Genomic DNA, 25,937 nt, shown 5'->3' on the forward strand with positions numbered 1-25,937 from the left:
AAATAATCAACTACTCCTAATTATTTTTTTCAACGGAAAAGTATTCAAGATTAAGGTTTACGAAAAACGTAGACTATTCTTGAGTCAGTTAACAAAGGAACATCTTGGCTGACATCATGAAGGACAACTTTTTCAAAGCCAATATTTTCTAATATCGCTTGAACTTCTGTACGAGAATATCCCTTGGCTTGACAATCTACATCTTTTCGTTGCCAACTGCCACCTAGCAAGCGAAATGTAATGTGTTTAATTTGCCATAACTTGTTGGCTGGAGTATAAATTGTTCGTTGTAACCAAGCATAATCATCAGCAAAATCTCCTGAGAATTCTTCGGCAATTGAACTATCATTTTCGCTGACTATTTCTCCCTCACTTAAATCAAAACCAAACCAACCTTTTGCTAATAAAGCATTATAGACATTGCGGAAAGCTTTTTCTAAATCCTCAAGACTCAAAATATAGTTAAAAACGGTGCTTGAGGAAATAATTGCTTGATATGTTGGTGGCATTTCTAAAGAGCAAATATCACCAAGAATAAACTCTCCCCTAGGAGCATTTTGACGAGCGAAATGTAACATCTCCTCAGAGAGATCGATTCCACTAGCTTGATAGCCTTTATTGATGAGTTCGTTGACTAATTCTCCTTTGCCACAACCAACATCTAAAATGCGAGAGCTTGGTGATAAATTTGCTAAGAAATATTTACCGACAAATTCTAACCAAAGTTGACTACTCCGTTCGTCTTGGTAAGCAAAAGCCCAATCATTGTAGAATGAGCGAGCATTTTTTTCGGATTCTCGTTTTGCTGTATACATCAAAAAATTACTCCTAAATTAATTTGTCTCGATTGCTTTTTTAAGCGACATGATCGGCAGATTCTAGAGAGGTTGAATTTGCTATTTCTAGGGCAATTTGGATTTGGTCATTTAAGACTTCATCAATATCCTTTTCAGTAGTTAGAGGGTTAGCAATTACTGCCCTAAGAGCAACAATAGGAATCGTTCGTTCCAGGTTGGTTTTTGTAGTGCGGGAAATAAAAGTTCGACCTGCTTGGCGCTGTTTTTTCTGAAGAATTTCGTTAAATTGATTGATGCGCTGATTGTCGATTTCGGTCAACTGTTTTTGCGCCGCTCTTGCTCTTAAATTTTCGGGAATGTAACGATAAATAAGCAAGTTGATTTCTGGTTCAGCTAGTAACTCAAATTCTGGCAATTCGCGAATTCGATTAGCGAGATATTGAGTTTTATGAATTCCTTCATCAATTAAAAATTCATAGCCTTTAATGCCGATTAAATTTAACCCAGCGTGTAGGAACAATGCCATACCCGATCGCGAACCTTCTAAAGCTCGTTTACCTAGATCGAATGAGCCTTTACGAATGGTATAAGTGGCATTTTTTTCGATTACTTTTGCTATGTGGGGATTGCGGAGAAAAAGCATCCCTAAATTCATTGGTAAATAGAGTTGTTTATGTCCGTCAATTGTTACCGAATCAGCTTGTTCGATACCCGCAAGTTTATGTTGGTATTGTTGGGAAAAAATTAGCGCCCCACCCCAAGCTGCATCGACATGAAAATGGACATTAGCTTCTCGTGCAATGGCGGCAATTTCTGTTAGGGAATCTACGCCACCGGAGTCGGTAGTTCCAGCAACACCAACGATCGCGATAATATGTTTATTCTGGGCTTGACAATCGGCAACAGTTTGCTGTAAAGCTGGGATATCGATGCGATTATTGCTGTTACTCTTGACTTTAATTAAGCCACGCGCCCCAATGCCTAATAAGTCTGCGGCTTTATCAAATGAGTAGTGCATCAAGTCGGAACCAATGACTACCGCTTCTTTGTAACCGTAGTAGTTGAGGGCGGCGACTAAACCTTCGCTTTCGATACCGGGAAAGTCATCTTTTGGTCCGAGGGAAGTGTTGCGGGCGCACCAAAGTGCGGTAATATTCGCTGCCGTGCCGCCGGAAACCAAGATACCGAGGGTACTTTGGCTATTTTGGATGTGTTGAGCGTAGAAGCGATCGCTAAAGTTGTAAATTAGTCGGTGTATCATTGCTAAAGCCTGACGCTCATAGGGGCTTAAGGCTTTCGATGTTTCTATTTTGACTACGTTTTGATTCATTGCCATCATTAATTTCGCCAAAGGTTGCACAAAATAAGGCAATGCTGAGGTCATGTGACCGATGAATTTTGGCGATCCCGTATGTACTGAATGGGCAATGACGTTATTAGCTAAGTAGTCAAGATAGCTTTCAAAATTAGTAGGTTCGACGGGAATATTTACATCAGAAAATTTTTCTAACAACGAATTAAATTCAATTGTCGTAGTTGGACGATCTTCTGCTAAAAAATCCTCGGTTAAGTTGGTAAATTTTTCATTTATTTCTTTTCTTTCAGAGGCTAATTGCTCGCTCATAGCAAATAGCTGCATTATTTTTTTTTCAATTTCCGGTTTACTTTCTAAAGCACTTTTAAAAGTGATTTTTGGTTGGCTTAAGGTCATTTTAACTCCTATTTAGAGGTGATGGTGAACTGGGGAATGTTAACTGTTAATAGCTCGATGTTTTTGTCTGATTTTTTTGCGGCGTTTGATTGAATTTTGACGATGTAATGGGCGGTTATCAGTTGGGAGTAAATCATCTTTTTTCTTTTGCTGCTGACTTAAATATTCAGCCAAGTGGCTAATCGTTGGATATTGAAACATTACTACTAATGGTAAATTTAGCTGGAATGTTTTTGCTAGTCTACTATGTACTTGCACCAACAGTAATGAATGACCGCCGAGATCGAAGAAGTTGTCATAAATACCTACTTCTTCAACTTGCAGTGCTTCTTGCCAAATAGTAGCAATAGTTTGCTCTAATTCGGTTTGGGGTGCTTGATAAACGGCTTCTAATTCAGGACGCAGGCGATCGGGAACTGGTAGCGCTTGACGATTTATTTTACCATTTGGCAGTAAAGGTAAAGAGTCGAGAATGACAAATATTGCCGGAATCATATAGTCGGGTAAATGTTTTTTCAACCAGTACTGAAGTTCGCTAATGGTGAGTTCGCTAACCACATAAGCTACTAATTGCGGTTCATCTGTTCTGGCGATAACTACTGCTTCGTCAACGTTTTCATTATTAGTGAGTACCGCTTCAATTTCTCCTAGTTCAATTCGGAAACCACGCAGTTTTACTTGGTTGTCAATCCGTCCAACTAATTCGAGGTTTCCATCGGGAAGATAGCGGGCTAAATCTCCAGTTTTATAAAGTTTTTGTTCGCTGAATTGAGAGTTAGTTTCCAGATTAAGAAAAGGGTTAGAAATAAACCTTTCTGCTGTTAGTTCAGGTCGGTTTAAATAACCTCTTGCTAGTCCAGTACCACCAATATATAATTCACCAGGTACGCCAATAGGAACGGGTTGTAAATGTCGATCTAACAAATAAATTTGGGTATTGGTTAGAGGACGACCGATCGCTACAGATAAAGTTGCTGAATTTTGGGGAGTAAATTCGTAGCAAGTGACATCAGCAGAAACTTCTGAGGAACCGTATAGGTTCAAAAGCGTACTTTGTGGCAAGATTTGCCGAAATTTGCTTAATAAATCGAGACTGAGTGCTTCTCCACTGCTAATCCAAAGTTGCAATTTTGGTAGGATTTGTTGCAGATTGGGATAAGTGTCTAAAAGTACGCGCAGCAAAGAGGGAACAAGTACCAATCTGGTAACATTATGATGAGCAAGAGTTTCAACGAATTGCTGCGGATTTTTGATGACGCGATCGCTAATTACAACTGTGGGAATTCCTTGTAATAATGGTCCGAATATTTCCCAAATTGAGTCAACAAAATTTAAGGATGTTTTCTGACAACAAACTTCTCCTGGAGTGAAAGGATAAGTCTCCCACATCCAATTAAATCGATTGACAGCACCTTTGTGAAGACCGAGAACCCCTTTAGGTTTACCTGTGGAACCGGAGGTATAGATAACGTAAGCTAGATTATCAATTGTAGCATTGCTAACAGGATTTTCTGAGCTTTCTTGAGCAATAGTTTCGTCGGTATCGAGACAAATTACCTGTGCGTTGGTGGTGGAAATTTTATCCAGCAAATGTTGTTGAGTCAACAAAATTGGTGCTTGAGCATCCTCTAACATGAATTCTAACCGTTCTTGGGGATAAGCGGGATCTAGAGGTACATACGCTCCCCCAGCTTTGAGAATCGCTAAAATGGCGATGGCGCTTAACTCGGATCTCTCCAAACAAATTCCTACTAATACTTCTGGTTTGACACCCAACTTTTGCAAATAATTTGCTAACTGATTGACTTTTGAATTCAGTTCTCGATAAGTTAATTTTTCTTCGCCAAAAATAACCGCAACTTCATCGGGCGTACGTTCTACTTGGGCAGCAAATAACTCATGAATACACCGATTTTGCTGATAATCAGTTTTGGTATTATTCCACTCCAATAATAACTTTTTTTGTTCGTCGGTAGCAAGCAAAGGTAAATTCCAAATCTGCTGTTCTGGATTATCTACAATACTCTCTAGTAAAGTTTGCCAATGTTTTAGCCAGCGAGAAATCGTTTCAGCATTAAATAGATCGCTGTTATATTCACACTCAACTAAAAGTTGCTCATTGGTTTGACGAACATCAAAGAAAATATCGGTAATTGTTGCCCCCGTCGGATTGCGTTCAAAGTCAATTTCGCCCCCGGCAAACGTTGACTTTGATAGCGGTCGGTCTAAATTAAAAATCGCTGTCACCAAGGGAGAACGACTCGGATCGCGAGGTAAATTTAATTTTTTTACTAAGTTGATAAACGGATAAATTTGCCGATCGTAAGCATCTGATAACAACCCTTTAACTGAATTCAGATACTCAGTAAATGTCAAATTTTCACTTACTTTACTGCGAATTGGCAACAGATTCACGTAATGACCAACCAAATATTCACCTTGCACAGTAGATTGTCCTGCGGAAGTAATCCCAACCACAAGATCTTCTTGGTCGCTCAATCGATGTAACAAAGTCACAAAACTTGCAAAAAGAGTTGTAAAGAAAGTGCTTTTTTGCTTGACACTTAAGCTTTTTAATGCTTGGAATAATGACGTATTTAAAGTTATACTTTGTCGAGTGCCGACGTGCAGATTGATTGCCGGACGAGGACGATCTGTAGGCAACTCTAACACCGGAACGCGATCGGCAAATTGATTAGTCCAATAAGCCTCAGCTTTTGCCATTTCTGGACTATTTTGCTGTTGTAATTCCCAGTGAATATAATCACTCAATTGCATTGGTTGGGGGAGATTATGAGAAATACTTTGACATTCGGCAGTGTAAATTTCAGCTAATTCTTGTTGCAAAACACCAAACGACCAACCATCAGCAATAATGTGATGAATTGTCAAAACTAGCAAATGATGTTGTTCCGCCAATTTAACAATTTTCGTACGCAGTAGGGGTAGTCCCCCCGTGGCTACCCCGGCTTCCCCCGTGGCTACCCCGGCTTCCCCCGTGGCTACCCCGGCTTCCCCCGTGGCTACCCCGGCTTCCCCCGTGGCTACCCCGGCTTCCCCCGTGGCTACCCCGGCTTCCCCCGTGGCTTTTTCCTGACTATTTCCTATTTGAAAATCAAAGGTTTGTTGAGCTTCTTGGGCGAGAAATTCAGCTAACTTTGGAGAAATTTCACTATTACCTAAATTCGAGAAATCGATTAAAGGTAACTCTATTTCCCAAGTAGAATGAATGCGCTGATAATCTCCTTCGGGGCTAAAAGTAGTTCGCAGTGCTTCATGACGATTCACAACTTCTTGAATCGCTTTCTGCATCGCTGAAAAATTAAACGAACCGCGCAAATGAATCGTTGCTGATTGGTTATAAGCGCGGGAAACTTCCTCTCCCATTTGCGCCATAAACCAAATTTCCTTTTGTGCTGCTCCTAAAGGAATAGTACGCGATTTTGGATGCTCAAATTTCGAGGTAATTTCTGCGACGATTGTGTTTAAATTAGCTGAATTTTCCGAATCACCATTTTTGTTAGCCAAATCATTTTCTGATGATGGTAAAAATCCTCCTGCTTGCATCTCCACAATGCTTTCCTTCACCGCCCGAATAAATCGCTCAATATCTTCTTCAGTATGAGCAGTAGAAAGGAAAAACCTCCGGTTATCTAAAGCATAAATCCCCTTATCAAGCAAGTGATAGAAGAACAAATCTATCCAATTGAGAACGGGTGAATAGGTAAAACGGAACAGCGAACCAAAATGCACAACTTGAATTGGCAGTTGTTTTTCCTCAAAATAACTGTTAAGTGTAGCTGCTAATTGGCTTGTTTTGGCGGTTAATTCTTCCTGAAGCTTTCCTCCTTGTTCTTTTAAGTAATTAAGCGATGCCCAAGCCGCAGTCATAACCAGAGGATGTTTGAAAAATGTTCCTTTAAAATGAGTTGTTTCGACATGAGGAGAAGAATCATCGCCATATTGCCAAAAGCCACCATCTAATACATCCATAAAAGCAGCTTTGCCAGCTAAAATTCCAATTGGCATTCCTGCTCCTACAGCCTTGCCGTAAGTAGTTAAATCTGCTCGAATATTCCACAAAGCTTGGATACCACCGGGGTGCATCCGAAAGCCAGTAATAATTTCATCAAAGATTAATACAACTCCTGTTTCTGCCGTAATTCGCCTCAGTTCGTGGAGAAATTCTTTTGGTTGTAAATCGGGTCGAGTGCTTTGTATTGGTTCAACTAAAATAGCAGCTAATTCATGAGCATGATTTTTGACGATTTCCAGGGATTTGGGATTACCATAATCGAGGATGAGAGTTTGTTCAACTTTGTACTGAGGAATTCCTGGAGCGATCGCCATCGGATCTAGGGTTTCATCTTCATTGGGTACACCCATCATCAAAACATCATCTAAGGTTCCGTGATATGAACCTGCAAAGTAAGCGATTTTGCTGCGTCCAGTTACGGTTCGTGCGGTGCGGATTGCACCCATTACGGCTTCTGTGCCATCGTTACAAAAAGCGACTCTTTCTTGGTCGGTTAATTCACAAATTAATTTGGCAACTTTACCTGCAAGAATTGATTGAGGACCGTGTTGAATTCCTTGCTGAAGATAGTTTTGAATAGGTTCGATGATAAATGAGGGTGAATGACCAAATAAAAGTGCGCCAAACCCCATAATCATGTCTACATATTCGTTGCCGTCAATATCCCAAATTCTGGCACTTTCTCCACGTTGGGGATAGATTGGGTAGCGCATTTCTTTCAAAGAAGGTCGAAAACCCATTGCGGCTCTAACATTAGCATGATAAGGGCGATCTTCTTGGGTGAGTTGTTTTGATTTGGGGGTACGTTTGACGATACTTGCAATTAGTGAATCGAGATGTTTTTGCTGTTGAGAATTAAGGGTTGAGGTTTTTGCTTTGGGTGGAATTTTTGGCTTGGGCTGTGGCTGTGGAGGAGTTGGATTGAACGTCTCTACCTTGTGGTTTCCTTGGGTTACGTTAGTATTGCTGCTTAATAATTCTAACTGTTTCGACATCAATTCGAGTTGCTGGGCAACCAGTCGCGCGAGATCTGCTTTCTCTGGATGTTTGCTCTGGCGCTTCTCTACAGGAAATTGAGGTTTTTCTTTAACTATTTTGGGAGCATCGATAGAGATATTTTCTGGGATTTCTGCGGGGATTTGCTCGGCGATATAAATCGCTAATTCGTTAATTGTTGTGCAGTTTTCTAGCAATAAGCGAAAAGATAAATCTAGTCCAAATTTTTCTTTAATTGGGGCTTTTACTTGGATAAATAATAAAGATTCTAAACCAAGTTCAAAAAAATTGGTATGAACGTCTATTTCCGTCTTACTAACGCCAAGCACTTTGGCAAAAATATCTTTTAAGCTCGATAAAACTAGCTCGAACTGCGGATTTTTTTCAGTTAAGTTAACGTTTGCTTGAGACATTGTTTTAAATAGTTGCTTTTTGAAAAAGTTTATGCTAAAGATTGATTTAATTTTCTTGACTCAATAAATCTATTTGTTGAGCCATAATTTCAACTTGCCGAGACATGATTTCTTCGAGTGAATCTTCTCTCTTTGCTGGCTGGCGATTACTTTCTGGATAAGTTTCCAACTGGTAATTGTCAGTTTTTTGATTAGCAAAAGAAGCTTTTTTCCCAGAATTGCTGTTAGAGAGATTTGTCTCTGATTTTTGTTCTTTATTTTTTTCTAACCAATATCGTTTTCGTTCAAAAGGATAAGTCGGTAAAGGAAGACGTTGGTGTTTTTCATTTTGGTAAAAATTAGCCCAATTTACCTCAACTCCGGCTAGCCAAAGTCGTCCTAATGTTTTCAAGAAAAACTCTACATCTGAGGCTTTTTCTTGAGGATGACGTAGCGAGTTCAAAATAATTGGCTGCGAATTTTCGCCAGCATTAAGTTTAGCTAATTTACTTAAAGTTCTTCCGGGTCCTACTTCTAACATAATTGAGTCAGCTTGTTGTAGTAACACTTGCAAACCTTGAGCAAAATTAACCGTTTCTCGAAGATGTTTCGCCCAATAAAAAGGATTTGTCGCTTGTTCCGCAGTAATCCAATCACCCGTTAAGTTAGAAAGATAAGGAATTTGGGGAGGATGAAGATTAACTCGTTTAACTTGCTCGGTAAAAGCTGCTAAAATTGGTTCCATCATTGGAGAATGAAAAGCATGGGAAACGTGCAGAATACGACAGTTTATTCCTTGAGAAATTAACTGCTTTTCTAGTAGTTCTACGGCTTTTGTCGAACCAGAAATTACACAAGCAGATGGACTATTAATTACCGCCAAAGAGAGAGAATCTTCCCGCAGAAAAGGTTCGATTTCGCTTGCTGAAAGTGAAACAGCAAGCATACTTCCCCCAGGCAAACTTTGCATTAATTGTCCTCGCGAAGCTACCAAACTTAAAGCATCGGATAAAGAGAAGACACCAGCAAGAGTAGCGGCTACATATTCACCAATACTATGACCAATTAGCGCTTTTGGCTGCACTCCCCATTCTATCCATAATTGAGCTAAAGCGTACTCAATTACAAATAACGCAGGTTGGGCAAATTTGGTTTGTTGTAAAGACTTTTCTGGTGCTGTTTCTTCATTTTGTTCTGGATAAAGTAAATCGCGCAAGTCTAAGCCTAAATGAGGTTTAAGTATTTCCAAACAATTATCTACTTGTTTGCGAAAGATTGGCTCAACTTGATAAAGTTCTCGCGCCATATTTATATACTGCGAACCTTGTCCAGAAAACATAAAAATGACAGTGGGTTCTTCAATTTTGTGGTAATGAGTAAATACTTGTTGGGGATCGAGATTGGTTAATTTTTGTACCACATTTTGGCTTAATTTTTCCCTAGATTTTTCGAGTAGCTGATAATTGGGACAAACGATAATGCGACGATGAGCAAAAGTACGACGACCAATTTGGAGAGTATAAGCTACATCAGCTAAATTAATTTCGGGATTTTGTTGGAGGTAATCTGCTAAATTCGCTGTGGATTTTTCTAAAGCAGAGTTAGTTTTAGCTGATAAGACAAACAACAGCCAAGGGCGACTGTTTGGAGATTGGGAATTGGGGATTAGGGATTGGGGATTAGGGATTGGGGATTGGGAATTAGTAACTGATAATTGGTCACTGTTAACTGAAATAGGCGCTTCTTCTAAAACTGCGTGAACATTTGTGCCGCCAATTCCAAACGAACTAACTCCAGCGCGGCGAGGTGTACCGTTAGTTTTCCATTGGGAGAGTTTAGTATTAACATAAAAGGGACTGTTAGCAAAATCAATTTTTGGATTGGGTTGTTGGAAATGTAAACTTGGTGGAATTAATTGATGTTTGAGGGCTAATACTGTCTTAATTAAACCAGCAATTCCCGCCGCCGCACCTAAATGTCCAAAATTGCTTTTTACTGAACCGATAGCACAGAAATTTTTCGCCTCGGTGCTATTACGAAAAGCTTGGGTGAGGGCTGAGACTTCGATGGGGTCGCCTAAATCGGTTGCGGTTCCATGAGCTTCGATGTAAGTTATAGTTTCAGGGTCAATTCCGGCGATAAATTGAGCTTCGGAGATGACTGCGGTTTGACCATCGATGCTAGGAGCGGTATAACTAAGTTTGAAACCACCGTCGTTGTTAATCGCCGAGCCTTTAATTATTGCATGGATACGATCTCGGTCGGCGATCGCGTTTTCTAATCTTTTCAGAATTACAATCCCTACACCGCTACCAAAAACTGTTCCTTGCGCTTGAGCGTCAAAAGTTCGGCAATGTCCGTCAATTGATACTACTGAACCGTCTTGATATAAGTATCCTCCAATTTGGGGAACTTTAATCGAAACGCCACCTGCTAATGCTAAATCGCATTCACCATTAAGCAAGCTTTGACAAGCGAGATGAACTGCTACAAGTGAGGTGGAACAAGCAGTTTGGACGCTCAAAGAAGGTCCTCTGAGGTTCAATTTATAAGAAACTCGTGTGGGTAAATAATCTTTATCGTTAGTAATAAGTGTGGGAAAAAATGACTGAGCTTCTAAAGTATAATCCAGGTTATTTAAAAGATAAATACTTAAATCTGTACCCGCATAAACCCCAATTGAACCTGGATAAGTTTGAGTATTATAACCTGCATTTTCAATGGCTGACCAAGCTTCTTCTAGGAAAATACGATGTTGCGGGTCCATCATTTCTGCTTCCTTGGTACTGTAATCAAAAAAGGCAGCATCAAATAAATCGATATCAGCAAGCACACTATTGGCTTTCACGTAATTGGGGTTATTTAATAAAGAAATATCTACACCGTTAGCTAGTAGTTCCTCATCGCTAAAAAATTCAATACATTCTCTACCATCTCGCAGATTTTGCCAGAATTCATCCAGATTCTTCGCTTTCGGAAAGCGACCCGACATACCAATAATTGCTATTGCTGAATCGTTACTCATAACTAAATAAAAATAACTTAATTTTGCTTTAATTTTTTTCTAAAATTTGTTCGTTGTTGTCTTAAATTCTTGAGTGACTCGCGATATTCTGCACGAGTTTGACCTTGTTTGGCAGCAGTTTCTATTGCTTCTCCCGATGTGAAAAATTTGGCAAGAGCATCAATAGTTGGAGATTTAATCATCTCCACAACTGATAATTCTTGAGCAAAAATTTCTTGTAATCTAACTTGGGTTTTAATTAAAAGTAGGGAATTGCCTCCTAATTCAAAGAAGTTATCATGAATTCCTACCTCTTCTAATTGGAGAATTTCTCGCCAAATTGCAGCAATACTTTGTTGAATTTCAGTTTGGGGTTTGACAAAGGCGAATTTTTCAGGAGTACGAATATTTTTCGGTACGGGTAAAGCGCGGCGATCGATTTTTCCATTAACTGTTAAAGGCAAAGTTTCGAGAATGATAAAGTGAGCCGGAATCATGTATTCAGGCAGTTTTTGTTCTAGGAAATTACGCCATTCATTTGCAGATAAATTTTCAGGATTATTTTGATTTGATTTCAGAACTAAATAAGCTACTAACTGCTGACTTTCCTCAGTTTCAGCAACAGTAGTCAGAACTACTTCTCTAATCAAAGGATGAAGTTTTAATGTTGATTCAATCTCACCAAGTTCAATACGATGACCATTAATTTTTACTTGGAAATCTTCTCGTCCGAGAAACTCAATATTACCATTCGGTAAATAACGTCCTAAATCGCCAGTTTTATACAATCTTTCTTGAGTTTGAGGATGAATAATAAAGCTAGCATTAGTTTTTTCTGGATTATCCCAATAGCCTTTAGCTAATCCAATTCCACCGATATAAAGCTGTCCGGGAACCCAAATTGGACAAGGTGACATTGCTTCATTCAAAACATAAAAATGCTGGTTAGCCATTGGACGACCGTAGGGTATACTTTTCCAAGTTGAGTCAACTTTTTCAATCGGATAAAGAATCGACCAAATTGAAGCTTCTGTGGCTCCTCCTAAGCTAATTAGCTGCACTTTTGGAGATAAGGCGCGAATTTGTTCGGGTAAGCTTAAAGGTAGCCAGTCTCCACTTAACATTACTAACCTGAGTGAGGGAAGTAATTGTGTGGAGGAACCTGTTGTATATTCAACTAACATTTGCATTAGTTGGGGTACGGAGTTCCAAACTGTAACTTGGTTTTCAGTTATTAATTGTAGCCAATGAGCAGGATTTTTAGTACCATCGGCATCAGGAATAACAATGGTTCCTCCGGCGCTTAAAGTGCCAAAAGTGTCATAAACTGAGAGATCGAAACTGAGAGATGATAAGGCAAATATGCGGTCTTTTGAGTTTACCTGAAAGCGTTGATTGATGTCGAGAATGGTATTAACTGCACCTCGATGATCGATTGTGACTCCTTTGGGTTTTCCAGTGGAACCGGAAGTGTAGATTACATAAGCTAAATCGGTGGGTTGGGTGACATATTTTAGGGTAATATTAGAGTCAGAAACTTCGCTAGTATCTAGATTAAGGCGTTGGACATTTTCAGGTAATTTTAAAGTGTCAAGATGGGATTGAGTAAGTACCCATTGAACTTTTCCTGACTCTAACAAATACCATTGTCGCTCGGTGGGTAGTTTGGGGTCAATGGGTAAATAAGCAGCCCCAGAAGCTAAAACCCCCAAAACAGCGACAATTTGTTCCCATCCTTTCTCCATCAGAATAGCAATTAATTGGTTAGGAGTTGCGCCGAGTTGTTGGAGTTGAGTTGCGAGGTAATTTGCGCGATCGCGTAATTCTCGATAAGTTAAAATACGATCGCTACTGACTATGGCTGTTTGCTGGGGATGCAACAAAGCTTGCTCGAAAAAACCACTATGCAGTAAAACTTTTTCCGGAATTGGTTTGTCAGTACAATTAATCGCGGCAATCTGTTTTTTTTGTGTTATTGGTAACAGTTTTCTTGTCTTCGTTTGCCAAATTTTCTCTTCATTCGCCAGACGTTCAAGAAAGTCACTGTAAGCATTAAACATATCATCTAAAAGTCCGGCGGGAAATAGTTCTTCTACTGCATCCCAATAGAAAATTAAAGCATTATTGTCTTCATAAACTTGATGATCTAAATAAACTTGTGGTGTTTGGCTGACGCTATAAACAATGTCTCCTAACCATGACATCGGTAAAGAGTCTCTGCTGCTTGTATCACCCATTAAGGTACTTGTAAATACCACAGGCATTATTGCACCCGAATTTCTTTCTTGTCTCCGGGCTAATTCTCGCAAAATATGTACGCCACTAACATAACGATGGTCGAGGGCATCCCAAAATTGTTTTTGGATACGTTTAACTCGCTCTACAAACGAGTCTGGTTCGGAGTTATCTACTGCTAATAAAGTTAAGGAAGTGAAGTCTCCGACAAGATCATTTACTTGGGAATGGATGGGCAAAGTATTAAACAAAGTTAACGTGAGCGTAAAGCGAGGATTTTTACTCCAAAGCGTAAGAATTTCCGTAAATGCTGTTAACAATAATCCCGTAGGAGTTACACCTAATTTTGTTGCTTGTTGTTTAATTTTTTGCCAGGTGGTTGAGGCTAATTTTCCGCTTCGGCGCATAATGCGCGGTTGTTTAATTGTGGCTAAACTTTTTTCTAAAGGTAGTTCGGGCGATGGTGGTAAACTAGGAAGAAGATTTTGCCAATAATTTAGCGAACGACGGTAGGTTTCCGATTTACGAAACTCAATTTCTGCTAAAACATAGTCTCGAAATGATAGTTCTAAACGAGGAAGAGATGCTTTTGGGTTTTCCATTAGTTGAGCCAATTCTCGACTAATAATTCCCAAACTCCAAGCATCACAAATTAAGATATCAAAGCTAAAATGTAGCCTCACTCGTTGATTATTTAGCAGAGATGCTTGAATTTCAAAGAGGGGCCACTTTTCAGCAGCAAAAATTTGGTGGTCTAATCTTTCCCGAATTTCAGCCAAGCGATTTTTTGCTGTTTCTGGGGTTTCTTCTCGCAAGTCCCAAACTTTAATTTGATAAGCGGGAACTTGCTCTAAAATTCGCTGTTCGCCATTATTTTGGACGATTGCTCGTAGCATACCATGACGTTCGATTATTTGCTGCCATGCGTGGCTAAAATGTTCTAAATTTAAGTCAAATGTATCGATTTCTAAATACAAATGAGTGGCAACATTTCCTAATTCAAAAGCTCCTTGACGACCAATCCAATAAGCTTGTTGAATATCAGTGAGGGGAAAGGGTTCATTTTGTGCTTCTGGTTGAGGAATTATTGTTGGTAGTTCGCTATCTTGAGACTTGACTTTTTTACCTCGTAAGCGTTTTTCTAAAAGGGCTTGTTTGGCTGGTGATAGCTGCGATTTTGCTGATAATGACATTATTTTAAGTTCCGAAAAGTAGTTGTAAAAATAATAATTAAAGATTAATCAGTTATGTCAATTTTTAGATAATCTGGGAAAGGCTGAATTTGCTGGAAATTATTTTCGAGAATTACTAAGTTATCTTGCTTGTCAATCTCTTTAAAGCCAGCAAATTTATAAGTAATATACATCATCCGGTTGCGATTGTTGGCGACAAATTCGGCACGGAGGGGAACGTTTTTTTCTTGAGCTAAATTAAGCAAATAATTCAGCATCACTGTCCCTACTCCTCTAGACATAACCCGACAGGACATGAGGAAAAGCTTTATTGTCCAACAATTGTCGAGACATTCAACTAAAACTAAGCCAATTTTCCCATAGTCTCCATACTTATCGGTTAAACTAGCGATTAATAATTTATGCTGCTTTGATTGGCGAAATCGATCGAGTTGTTCGTAGGAATAAGTATAGCCTGTGGTGTTGAGTTGATTGGTTCTGACTGTTAATTCTTCTGCTCTTTGTAAATCTTCTTCTTTTGCAGTGGAAATAGTCAAGTGCATTTTGAGGGTAGCTAAAAATGCTTCTTGAGTACCAATAAATTCTGACTCGGCTTGCTTGCGCTCTAAATCGCTGAGGTACATCAACCTTCGTTTTTGCGAATCCTCAGTAATAAAACGAGGATTAAATTCGGGCATTGTTAATAGCTTATATAGGTTACAAGCATTGATACATAAGACTTCTGGAAGAGAAAACTGTACTTCTTCCAGTTCAAACATCCGATCGTCGATAAACGCGATCGCGTCAATCCCAATATTAATTTTTTCAGCAATTTGTTGCAGAGAATGAGCTTTGGAGTTCCAGTTAATTTGCGGATAGAGAAAATAGTCTTGCAAGCCAAATTCTTGCAATTTCTCCATCGCTTTTGCGCGATCGTTTTTACTAGCGATCGATTGTAAAATCCCTCGACTGTCTAAAGTCTTGATAATCTCAACTACCCGATTAGCTAATTCAACTCGCTCGTCCTCCAGCAAGACACCTTTCCAGAGGGTATTATCTAAATCCCAAACTAAACATTTAATTGTTTTTTTAGTTGTTTGCTGATGCTGTTTTTGTTCAGATTTAACAATCATAATTCTAACTATTTGTCAATACCTTTGCTGATAAATCGCGAGAAAAAGCCGCTAAACTATGTTGTTGATAACCATAATCGGCGATCGCAATTTGTTGAATTTGGGTGCTACCTTCGATGATTTCCATTATTTTTGCATCTCGCCAATATCTTTGGACGGGGTAGTCACCGCTACAACCATTTCCACCATGAATTTGCACCGCATCATTAGCGATTTTTGTTGCTGTTGTCGAGGCGAAATATTTCGCAATGGAAGTTTCCATAATTGAGCGAGGATCTCCTTTATCTTTGAGGTAGCCTGCTTGATAACAAAGTAGCCTCGCTGCTTTCACATTGACGACCATTTCTGTAATCATTTGGCGGATTAATTGATGCTCTTTCAAAGCTACACCAAATTGCTGTCGCTGACTGGTATATTGCAAGCAAGCTTCTAAACAAGCTTGAGCAATACCAACACAACCCCAAGCTACACTATATCTCCCATAATCTAGTGCGGAATTAGCCACACAAGAGAAACCAAAACCTCGTCTACCGACCAAATTTTCTTGAGGAATTTGACAATCGTTGAGGTGCAATTCTGCTAACATGGAAGCTCGCACGCCTAACATTCCGGAAATGGGTTTAATTGTTAGTCCTGGGCTATTTTTAGGAACTAAAAAAGCTGAGGGTTGATTGTCCCATTGTGCAAAGACTAAAAAGACATCGGCAATTTGACCGTAGGTAATCCATTTTTTCTGCCCGTTTAAGATATAAGAGTTACCGGAATTTGTAGCAGTAGTTTCGACATTTTTCGCATCGCTACCGATATTTGGTTCGCTTAAAGCAAACGCACCTAATACTTCTCCAGTGGCTAATTTCGGCAACCAATATTCTTTTTGAGATTTACTTCCCCATTTCAGCAAAGCATAAGCAACCATGTTGTGAACAGTTAGCAAACTCCGCAGGGAAGAACAACCTCGCCCAATTTCTTCACAAAGAAGACCATAGGCGATCGCGTCGATGCCACCACCGCCCCATTCCTGCGGCAGCACTGCCCCTAAATAACCTTTTTGGGCTAATTTGTCAATCAGGTCTTTTGGCGTGTGTTCTTGGCGATCGCAGCGATCGGCGATATCCATGATTTCGCTGTCTACGAAGCTTCTATATGCTATTTGCTTTTCTTTTTGCTGAGGAGTTAATTCTAGTTGCATTTTTCGTGAACTCAATTGTTAGTTTGCTAACACGGTGGTTTTGGCTTCTACTAAACGAGTCATGGCTTCTATCGTGCGGAAATTGTCAAATTCTAGGTCTTCGTTCTCGATTGAAATTTGAAATTCTTGCTCGATAAATAAGACTAATTGCATCGCGAACATTGAATTAACGAAGCCCGCAGCAAAGATATCTTCATCGTCTTTGATTTCGCGAGTTCCAAAGTATGGTGAGAGGAAATTCTTGATTTTTGTTTTAATTTCATTCATGTTAAAATTTGCCCTAAATTTTAGCTATAAGTATAGAAACCTTGTCCACTTTTCCGACCGTACAATTTAGCATCTACCATTTTTTTGAGTAAATTGCAAGGTCGATATTTACTATCGTTAAAACTTTCAAACAAAACTTCGATTGAATAAAGAATTGTATCTAAGCCAATTAAGTCGGCTGTTTCTAAAGGTCCCATTTTGTGACCAAAACAGGTTTTGAATAGGCGATCGATTTCTGAAGCTGAAGCTACGTTTTCTTGGACTAGATAAATGGCTTCATTGATTGTCAACATTAACACGCGGTTAGAAACAAAACCGGGTGAGTCATTAACTATAATACAGTCTTTGTTCATTTGAGACAACATTTTTTTGGCTGTCTCAATTGTTTCCTCGGAGGTGTGATAGCCGCGAATCATTTCGACCATTTCTTTCATTGGTACTGGGTTCATGAAATGAATCCCAATAACTTTTTCGGGACGTTTAGTTACTGAGCCAATTTTTGTAATGGAAATGGCAGAAGTGTTGGCAGCAAATACACAATTTGGCGGACAGCTTTCGTCAATTTGTGCATAAACTTTTTGCTTAATCTCCCATTTTTCGGTGGTATTTTCGATGACAAATTCCGCCGCTTTGAGAAATTGGTAATTTGTTGTGAATTTGATGCGACTGAGAACTTCGTCTGGATTTTCTGCTGGCTGCTTTTGTTTGAAAAATCCTTGAAAGCGGAGATTATTTTTAACTTGTTGTTTCGCTTGTTCGAGAATTTCCTCTGTAACATCTATGAGGATGACTTGATGATTGGTTTGAGCGAGGTTTTGCGCTACCCCGACACCCATGACACCAGCCCCGATTACGCCAACTGTTTTAATTTCCATTTTTGCTCTTTTCCTCAATTATGTAACTGTTTTTAGCTAAAATCAGCTATTGACAATCAATTCTGCTGCTTCCTCTTCAGTTAAATTTTCGATTTCCGCCAAGACCATTTCTTCAATTAAGACGGCAAATTCGGCAATTGAAGGAGCTTCGATAAACGCTCGCAAGGGAACTTCTAACTGAAAAGTTTGTCGCAGACGATGAATTAATTGGGTGGCTAATAAAGAATGTCCTCCTAAAGCAAAGAAATTGTCATGAATGCTGACTAATTCGATTCCTAAAAATTCTTGATAGAGTTCGGCAATTTGGCGCTCAGTTTCGTTGCGCGGTGCAATATAAGCAGTGCGTCGGCGCGAATTTTCCTTATTTTGCTCTGATTTAGTTACTGCTGTTGGATTAGGAAGAGATTGACGTTTCAGCCATTTGTCAATTTCCGCAGTTAAATCGGTACGCCAAATTGCAATTTGGGGAACTAAGCGATAAGAAAATATTCGCTGCAAAGCATCGATTGTTTCTTGTTGGAAAACGGCGGTTTCGTTTGAGTTTGCAGTTGTTTCAGCTAAGGAATTTCGCAGTAAGTTGGTATTTTCGGCGTGAAACCAATTTGCACTGCACCAGTGAGTTTTTCCGAGTTGATTTTGTCGGCTAGCAAAAGCATCGACAAAGTTATTTGTCGCTGTATAAGCAGCAAAGCCTACTCCACCTAAGACTGCACCAATTGAGGAAATTAAGAAACAAAAATCAACTTCTTTGTCTGACAAAATTTTCTCTAAAGTGTAGAGTCCGTAGACTTTAGCGCGAAACTGTAATTCACATTCTTTGGGGGTGGTTTCTTGAATGGTGCGGACGATTTCTTCACCAATAAAAGCGGCTGCATGAATTACCCCATTAACTTTACCGAAGCGCTTTTCTGCTTGGGAAAATACTTGCTGCATTTGAGTTTCGTCAGCGACATCTGCTGTTGCGATCGCCACTTCTGCTCCTAATTCTTCTAATTGTCGCACTTTCTCGATCTTTGTGCTAGCTTCCGGTGGTAGTCCGGAACGTCCTACTAATACTAACTTGGCGCTGACAGTTCTGGCGAGATATTCAGCAATTGTTAAGCCAATTCTTCCCAATCCTCCGGTAATCAGATATACTCCTTCCGGACGCAAGCGTTGAGGTAATTCCACGATTTTGTCGAGTTTGACTGGGGTAAAAGTTTGCAACCATCGTTGCTTTCCTCGGTAAGCGATAATCAAATCATCAGTTTGAGTTGCGAATTCACTCAGCAGCAAATCTATTTCCGGTGAGGTAAGATTTGCGGCTAAATCCAGACTATGACAGGTAAGATTGCTGTATTCTTGGGGAATAACTTTGCATAATCCTAACAAAGTCGCTTTTTCGGGATGACAGACATCAATGCTTTCAATTGCGTGCATTCCCCTAGATATTACCCAAATGTCAATCGCATCGTTAATTAGTTGTTCGCTAATTGCTTGAGTGAGAAACAAAAGACTATAAAAGTTGTAAGCTTGGGTTTGGCTAAAATCTTCCTTTTCTTGATTTAGCTTGAGACTCCATAGATGTAAAATCCGATGAGGAATTTGCTTATTTGCTTGCAGACTTTGCAGAAGTTGCTGATAGTCATTTTTCGAGTCAGGGTTAATGGTATATTCGATCTCGCTAACTCGGACGAATTTCTCTCCCATCCTGACAGTGACAACTGCTTCGTTTTCTGATGTTAATCGCTGTAAAATTTGCGAACTTAGCTGAGTTTCCTCTGCAAACACCAAATAACTACACTTTTGCGCTACTTTGATTTCCGGTAAGATTGATTGCTTCCAGGTGGGAACATAGAACCAATCGGCGGGATCTGACTTTCTGGTAGAACTAGGTAAAATAGTGGCAGATTTTGGCGGTTCCAACCAGTAACGCTGACGTTCAAAAGGATAAGTTGGTAAGGGAATGCGATAAAGTTGCTTCTCAGCCGCAAATTTTGACCAATCGATTTTAACTCCCGATAACCACAACTGACCTAAAGTATGAAGTAAAAATTCCTCATCTGACTGTTGGGTGTAAGCATCGCGTAGGGAACTAAAAACATTTCCTTCCTCTTCTAAACACTGTACAGTTAAGCTACTCAAGGTTTGTCCGGGTCCCACTTCTAAGAAAATTGGTTGTTGTTGCGCTAATTCTTTAATTCCGTCTGCAAAACGTACAGGTTGACACAGATGCTTAGTCCAATATTCGGGATTTGTCGCTTCTGCGGCAGTTATCCAAGTTCCGGTAACATTGGAGATATAAGGAATTTGCGGTGGTTTGAGGTTGATTGTTTTGACTAATTCCGTGAAAGGTTGCGCGATCGCCTCCATCATCTGAGAATGGAAAGCGTGGGATGTCTGTAAGTGTCGATAAGCTTGTCCGTTTTCAGCTAATTGGTTAGCTAATTTTGCTACTGCTTCCTTTGTTCCCGCAACGACGCAAAGTTTGCTTCCGTTAACCGCAGATAAGGACAATTCTGAGTTGAGGAAGGGACGTACTTCAGCCTCAGCCAGAGGAATTGCTAACATCGCTCCACCTGGTAGTTTAGCAATCATTTGCGCCCTTTTCGCGACCAAAGTTAAGGCATCTTCTAAGGATAAAACTCCGGCTATGGTTGCCGCAACGTATTCACCAATACTGTAACCGATCGCTGCTGTGGGATATATTCCCCAAGACAGCCATAATTGGGCTAATGCGTACTCGATGACAAAAATCGCAGGTTGGGTAATCTGAGTTTGGTTGAGTTTTTGGCTATTTTCGTCGAGAGATGCGGAGGTACGATTTAACATTTGTCGTAAATCGATCTTAGATGTAGTTGGATTAGAGGAAGTTACCCAATCACCAGGATAAATTATCTCTCTTAAATCGATTCCAAGCAAAGGTTTGAGGAATTCGCAACAACGCGCGATCGCATTTTGAAATACTGCTTCATTTTGATACAGTTCCTTCGCCATATTGACATATTGAGTTCCCAACCCGGTAAACAGGAAAACTACGGGAATTTCGCTGGTTTCCGCTTGAGAAGTCAGAAATCTTTGAGGATCTCGCAGCGACGCAGTTGCATCTTCGATATCTTTCCCAACTACAACTCGTCGATACTCAAATTCTCGGCGACCCATCTGTAAAGTATAAGCCACATCAGCTAAATTCAGTTGCGGATTTTGTTGCAAATATGCAGCTAAATTTTCTGTCGCTGTATCTAAAGCCGATCGCGTTTTCGCCGATAATATCAACAACTGAGGTGTAGAAACGTTGTCTGCAACGTCTCTACCATTAGTAGATTCTTCGAGAATAACATGAGCATTCGTACCGCCAAAACCAAACGAACTCACCCCAGCCCGACGGGGACTTCCGTTAGCTTTCCACTCAGTTAACTTTGTATTGACATAAAAAGGACTATTAACAAAATCTATTTGAGGATTTGGTGTCTCGAAATTAATTATCGGAGGGAGACACTTTTTTTCTAAAGCTAAAACCGTCTTAATGAAGCCCGCAATTCCGGCGGCTGCGTCTAAATGTCCAATATTTGTTTTCACCGAACCAAGGGCGCAAAAACCTTTTTTCTCCGTTGCAAAAGCTTGTTTTAACGCCGCAACTTCAATCGGATCTCCCAGCGCAGTTCCGGTTCCATGAGTTTCAATATAACTAATCGTTTCTGGTTCAACTTCCGCCATAATTTGCGCGGCACGAATCACCTTGGCTTGGGCTGATTCACTTGGTGCTGTATAACTAACTTTTCCCGCACCATCGTTATTAATTGCCGAACCTTTAATTACTGCATAAATATAATCTCTGTCTGCGATCGCGTCTTCGAGTCTTTTGAGGACAACTACCCCGACTCCATTACCCCCAACTGTACCTTGAGCTTTCGCATCAAATGCGCGACAATGACCGTCGGGAGAAATTCCTTCGGGACAAAGAGTTATTTCATTTTGCGGTGCTTTAATTGATACTCCAGCCGCTAAAGCTAGGTCACATTCGCCACTTAATAAACTTTGATAAGCTAAGTGAACTGCAACTAAGGAACTCGAACAAGCAGTTCCCACACTAACGCTTGGTCCACTGAGATTTAATTTATAAGAAACTCTGGTAGCTGCATAATCTTTGTCGTGCGCGAGTAAAGTAGGAAAATAGCCGAGAGTTTCTCTCACGTTGTTGGGGAAAAGATTGTAAAGCAAATAAGTGCTGGTTCCTATTCCCGCATAAACTCCTATGGGTCTTTCTTCTCTTTCTGAGTCATATCCAGCGTTTTCTAATGCTGTCCAAGCGCATTCTAATAAGATTCGATGTTGGGGATCGACGATTTCGGCTTCTTTAGGAGAAAAGCCAAAAAATGCCGCATCAAATAAGTCAATATCTGCTAATAATCCCGCCGCTTTAATTTCTCGTTCGGCGGTTTCTGAGTTATCAAACTTTGAAACATATTCGCGTCCATTTGTCAAGTTATCCCAAAATTCTGCGATATTTTTGCTACCGGGGAAACGCCCAGCCAACCCAATTACTGCTACTTCTAAATCGTTTGTTTCATTATTCATCTTACTTTGGTTATTTAAGCTGAGAATTTGCTAATAAATTTGGAGATTTAACTAAACTTAGGTTTGATATTTTGCTAACTAAAGCTTGGCTAATAAATTTACCCTTGAGCCGCCCGCGATTTTTGCAATCTTTGCTGCAAGCGACTTTTACCCGCCGAGATTTTTTTCACCAATTCAGGACTTTTTTGTGGCTCAGTTTTTGCTTGAGAAGCTTCACTTAAATATTTAGCTAAAGCCTTAATTTTCGGATACTTAAATAAATCGACTAATGAAATATATTTTACCTCATCTGGTAATATTTTCTGCAAATTATTGTAAACTTTGGCGATCGATAAAGAATTGCCACCAATTTCAAAGAAATGATCGTTAACGCCAATTTTTTCTAAGTTTAAAACTTCTTGCCAAACAGCAGTAATTGTTTGTTCGAGATGATTCTGAGGTGCGACATAAGTAGCTTGAAAATCTTGTAGGAAACTGTCAGGATGAGGAAGTGCGCGACGGTCTACTTTTCCATTTGCTGAGAGAGGTAAAGAGTTGAGAAACGCGATCGCCGATGGTAACATATACTCTGGTAGCTTCCGACGGAGAAAACTACGCAATTCCTCACTTGAAACCGCCTCATTAGCAACCACATAAGCTACCAAAACTTGATTAGTCGCAACGGTAACAACCGCTTTCTCCACAGCCGAATGTTCTCTCAACGCTGCCTCAATTTCCCCTAATTCAATGCGATATCCGCGAATTTTGACTTGAAAATCCTCTCGTCCGAGAAATTCAATCGTACCATCCGGGAGATAACGCCCTAAATCGCCCGTGCGGTAAAGTCGTTCACCTGTGCGAGGATGAATAATAAAGCTAGCGGCTGTTTTTGCATGATTTCGCCAGTAACCCAAAGCTAGCCCAATTCCACCAATATAAAGTTGTCCGGGAACCCAAACTGGAGATAATTCTAACTCTTCATTGAAGACATAGAAACGCTGATTAACCATCGGACGACCATAAGGAATACTCTTCCAAATTGGGTCAATGATGTCAATAGGATAAAGAATAGACCAAATTGAAGCCTCGGTAGCACCACCTAAGCTAATAATTTGGCTATCTGGGGACAAAGATTTGATTTGAGTTGGTAAAGTTAAAGGAAGCCAGTCGCCACTGAGTAAAACCAATCGCAAACTTGGCAAAACTTCCCCGTTACTTTGGGCGTAGTCTACCATCATCTGCATCAAAGCTGGAACGGAATTCCAAATAGTTACTTGCTGCTGGAGAATTAATTCCGCCCAATGAGCAGGTTCGCGTTCCAGAGATGCTTCGGGAATGACAATTGTTCCCCCAGCCGCTAAAGTCCCAAAAATATCGTAAACCGATAAGTCAAAATTGAGGGCAGATAAAGCCAATACTCGGTCATTTGGACGAATTTGAAAACGTTGGTTAATGTCGAGAATTGTATTGACAACGCCTTTGTGGTTTATCATGACTCCCTTGGGAGTACCTGTGGAACCGGAGGTATAGATGAGATAAGCTAAATCATCTGGGGTTTGAAGGGGTTGTAGAGGTTCGGTACTTTCTTGGGTTAAGTCTTCGTTATCGAGACAGAAAGAAGTTGCAGGTAAGGTTGGTTGTAGCCAAGATTGAGTAAGAATGATTTGTGCTTGACTATTTTCGAGGAGATAGTCGAGGCGTTCTTTCGGTAAACTAGGGTCGATGGGAACGTAAGCAGCCCCAGCAGTTAAAATACCCATGACAGCAACGATTTGTTCCCAACCTTTCTCCATGACAACCGCGACTAATTGGTTAGGAGTGACATTTAAGGAACGAAGTTTATGAGCAACTTGATTTACGCGATCGCCTAATTCGCGATAACTTAATTTATACTGGGGCGAAATTACGGCAATTGACTCTCCTCGTTGCTGAATTTGAGCCGTAAATAACTCCTGTAAGAGTTTCTCGGAAATCGGTGCATCTGTCGCATTAACAGCATTTATTTGCACTAACTGAGACTTCGGTAAAATTTGTCTTTGCTTCTCCACCCAAACCGACTCGGAAGTAGCCAACTCTTTCAGGAAACGCTCATAACTCGCAAACATATCTTCAATTAAACCTTCTGGGAAGAGTTCCTCAACCACATCCCAGTTAAAAGTTAACTCTCCCTTTTCCTCCCAAACTTGTACATCCATCCAAGCTTGAGACGCTTGGGTGATACCATAGACTAATTCGCCAAAATGACTGAAAGTTGAGGTTTCCTGACCCAGAGAACGAAAACCCAAGGTGCTAGTAAAGACGATAGGTATAGTATTCGGGGCATTTTTTTGAGAACGATTCCATTCTCTAATTACCCGAACACCATTAAAATAGCGATGTTCTAAATCTTGCCACAATTGTTGCTGAAGTCGAACTGCTCGTTCGGTAAATGATTCCTGACCTTTATTATGTACCGCTAGCAGCGTCACTGAAGTAAAATCCCCTAAAATGTCATTTACTTGGGAATGCAAGGGTAGACGGTTGAATAAAGCCAGATTCAGCGTAAATTCCGGACTCTTACTCCAAAGTGTCAAAACTTCTGCAAAAGCAGCGAGTAACACTCCCGAACCTGTCAAACCTGCTATTTTTGCTCGTTGTTGCAACTGTTTCCAGTCAGTTTGGTTGAGTCGTGCTTGATAGCGTTTATTCTGTGGTTGAGTTACTTCTTGTGGTGTCTTCGCTAAAGGTAAGTCTGGGGCTGGGGGTAACTTGTCTAAGCGAGACAACCAATAGTTTCTCGAAGCTTGATACAATTGAATTTTTTGTAATTCTTGTTCTGCTAAGACATAATCGCGAAAGGAAATTTCTAAATCTGGTAAAGCAGTTTCGGGATTTTCATAGAGGAGAAACCATTCATCAAAAAGACGAAATAAACTCCAAGCATCAAAGACTTGCAAGTCGTAACTAATATGTAAGCGAAAAGTTTCTTCAGTTAAACAGGTGACGCGAAAATCAAAGAGGGGAAATTGGTCAGCAGGTAGCACTTGATGAGATAAATGAGCGCGAACTTCGCTGATTTTTTCTGCGATGGTTTCCTGATTTTGTCCTCGCAAATCTAAGACTTTCATTTGATAAGGAGGTACATCACGCAGGATTTTTTGTTGACCGTCGGGTAACACAATTGCTCTGAGCATATCATGTCGCGCGATCAATTTTTGTAAGGCTTTATTTAAGCGGTCTAGATTTAAGTTTTTAGTTTCTATTTCGTAGTAGCCATGATTAGCAACGTTACCTAGTTCTAAGACTCCGCTTCTTCCTACCCAGAAAGCGTACTGCATATCGGTTAAGGGAAATGGTTCGTAACGCAGTTCTGGTGCTGGTTTGATTGTCGGTAATTCGGGAGAAACGGATTTAGATGTGTTGGTTTGGTTTTGCTGAAGTAAGGAGATAATTTCGCTTTTATGTTCGATTAATGCTTGGCGAATTTCGGCGGTAATTATACCTTTGGGTGCATCAATATCGAGGGAATTTCCCTGAGTCGCTAGTTTGACATTTTGTTGAGCAAGATAAGTTAAAAGTGAAGGTAATTTCATTTTTTTGTTTACTAAGTTAGAC

11 protein-coding genes are annotated in these 25,937 nt (G+C 40.1%); all 11 read right to left on the minus strand.

All coding sequences use genetic code 11. From position 1 onward, the window contains the following. Positions 1 to 50: 50 nt before the first annotated feature. The gene (locus tag G3T18_RS07010) at positions 51 to 815 is read right to left on the minus strand and encodes a class I SAM-dependent DNA methyltransferase (protein WP_224409828.1); all 765 of its coding nucleotides are present in this window, start codon (positions 813 to 815) and stop codon (positions 51 to 53) included. A 40-nt stretch (positions 816 to 855) separates the two neighbouring features. Then, on the minus strand, positions 856 to 2,508 hold the full coding sequence (gene panP / locus G3T18_RS07015) for a pyridoxal-dependent aspartate 1-decarboxylase PanP (protein ID WP_224409829.1): 1,653 nt from the start codon (positions 2,506 to 2,508) through the stop codon (positions 856 to 858). Between the two features lie 39 nt (positions 2,509 to 2,547). Beyond that, positions 2,548 to 7,953, minus strand: a complete 5,406-nt coding sequence (locus G3T18_RS07020) for a non-ribosomal peptide synthetase (RefSeq protein WP_224409830.1) — start codon at positions 7,951 to 7,953, stop codon at positions 2,548 to 2,550. Positions 7,954 to 7,999: 46 nt separating this feature from the next. After that, a complete protein-coding gene (locus G3T18_RS07025; protein ID WP_224409831.1) occupies positions 8,000 to 10,957 on the minus strand; it encodes a type I polyketide synthase in 2,958 nt (985 codons plus the stop codon). A gap of 17 nt (positions 10,958 to 10,974) precedes the next feature. After that, a complete protein-coding gene (locus G3T18_RS07030; RefSeq protein WP_224409832.1) occupies positions 10,975 to 14,364 on the minus strand; it encodes a non-ribosomal peptide synthetase in 3,390 nt (1,129 codons plus the stop codon). Positions 14,365 to 14,408: 44 nt separating this feature from the next. Beyond that, entirely contained in the window at positions 14,409 to 15,476 is a 1,068-nt protein-coding gene (locus G3T18_RS07035; RefSeq protein WP_224409833.1) for an HAD-IIIC family phosphatase, read from the minus strand. Positions 15,477 to 15,480: 4 nt separating this feature from the next. Then, positions 15,481 to 16,665, minus strand: coding sequence for an acyl-CoA dehydrogenase family protein (locus tag G3T18_RS07040; protein ID WP_224409834.1), 1,185 nt, complete (start codon positions 16,663 to 16,665; stop codon positions 15,481 to 15,483). Between the two features lie 18 nt (positions 16,666 to 16,683). Then, positions 16,684 to 16,932: an acyl carrier protein gene (locus G3T18_RS07045; protein ID WP_224409835.1), complete on the minus strand. Its 249-nt coding sequence runs from the start codon at positions 16,930 to 16,932 to the stop codon at positions 16,684 to 16,686. Positions 16,933 to 16,952: 20 nt separating this feature from the next. After that, positions 16,953 to 17,807, minus strand: a complete 855-nt coding sequence (locus G3T18_RS07050; protein WP_224409836.1) for a 3-hydroxyacyl-CoA dehydrogenase family protein — start codon at positions 17,805 to 17,807, stop codon at positions 16,953 to 16,955. Positions 17,808 to 17,849: 42 nt separating this feature from the next. After that, entirely contained in the window at positions 17,850 to 22,364 is a 4,515-nt protein-coding gene (locus tag G3T18_RS07055; protein ID WP_224409837.1) for a type I polyketide synthase, read from the minus strand. 98 nt (positions 22,365 to 22,462) lie between these two features. Continuing rightward, on the minus strand, positions 22,463 to 25,915 hold the full coding sequence (locus G3T18_RS07060) for a non-ribosomal peptide synthetase (protein ID WP_224409838.1): 3,453 nt from the start codon (positions 25,913 to 25,915) through the stop codon (positions 22,463 to 22,465). Positions 25,916 to 25,937: the final 22 nt, after the last annotated feature.

It is taken from the genome of Oscillatoria salina IIICB1 (assembly GCF_020144665.1).
Taxonomy (GTDB): Bacteria; Cyanobacteriota; Cyanobacteriia; order Cyanobacteriales; family SIO1D9; genus IIICB1.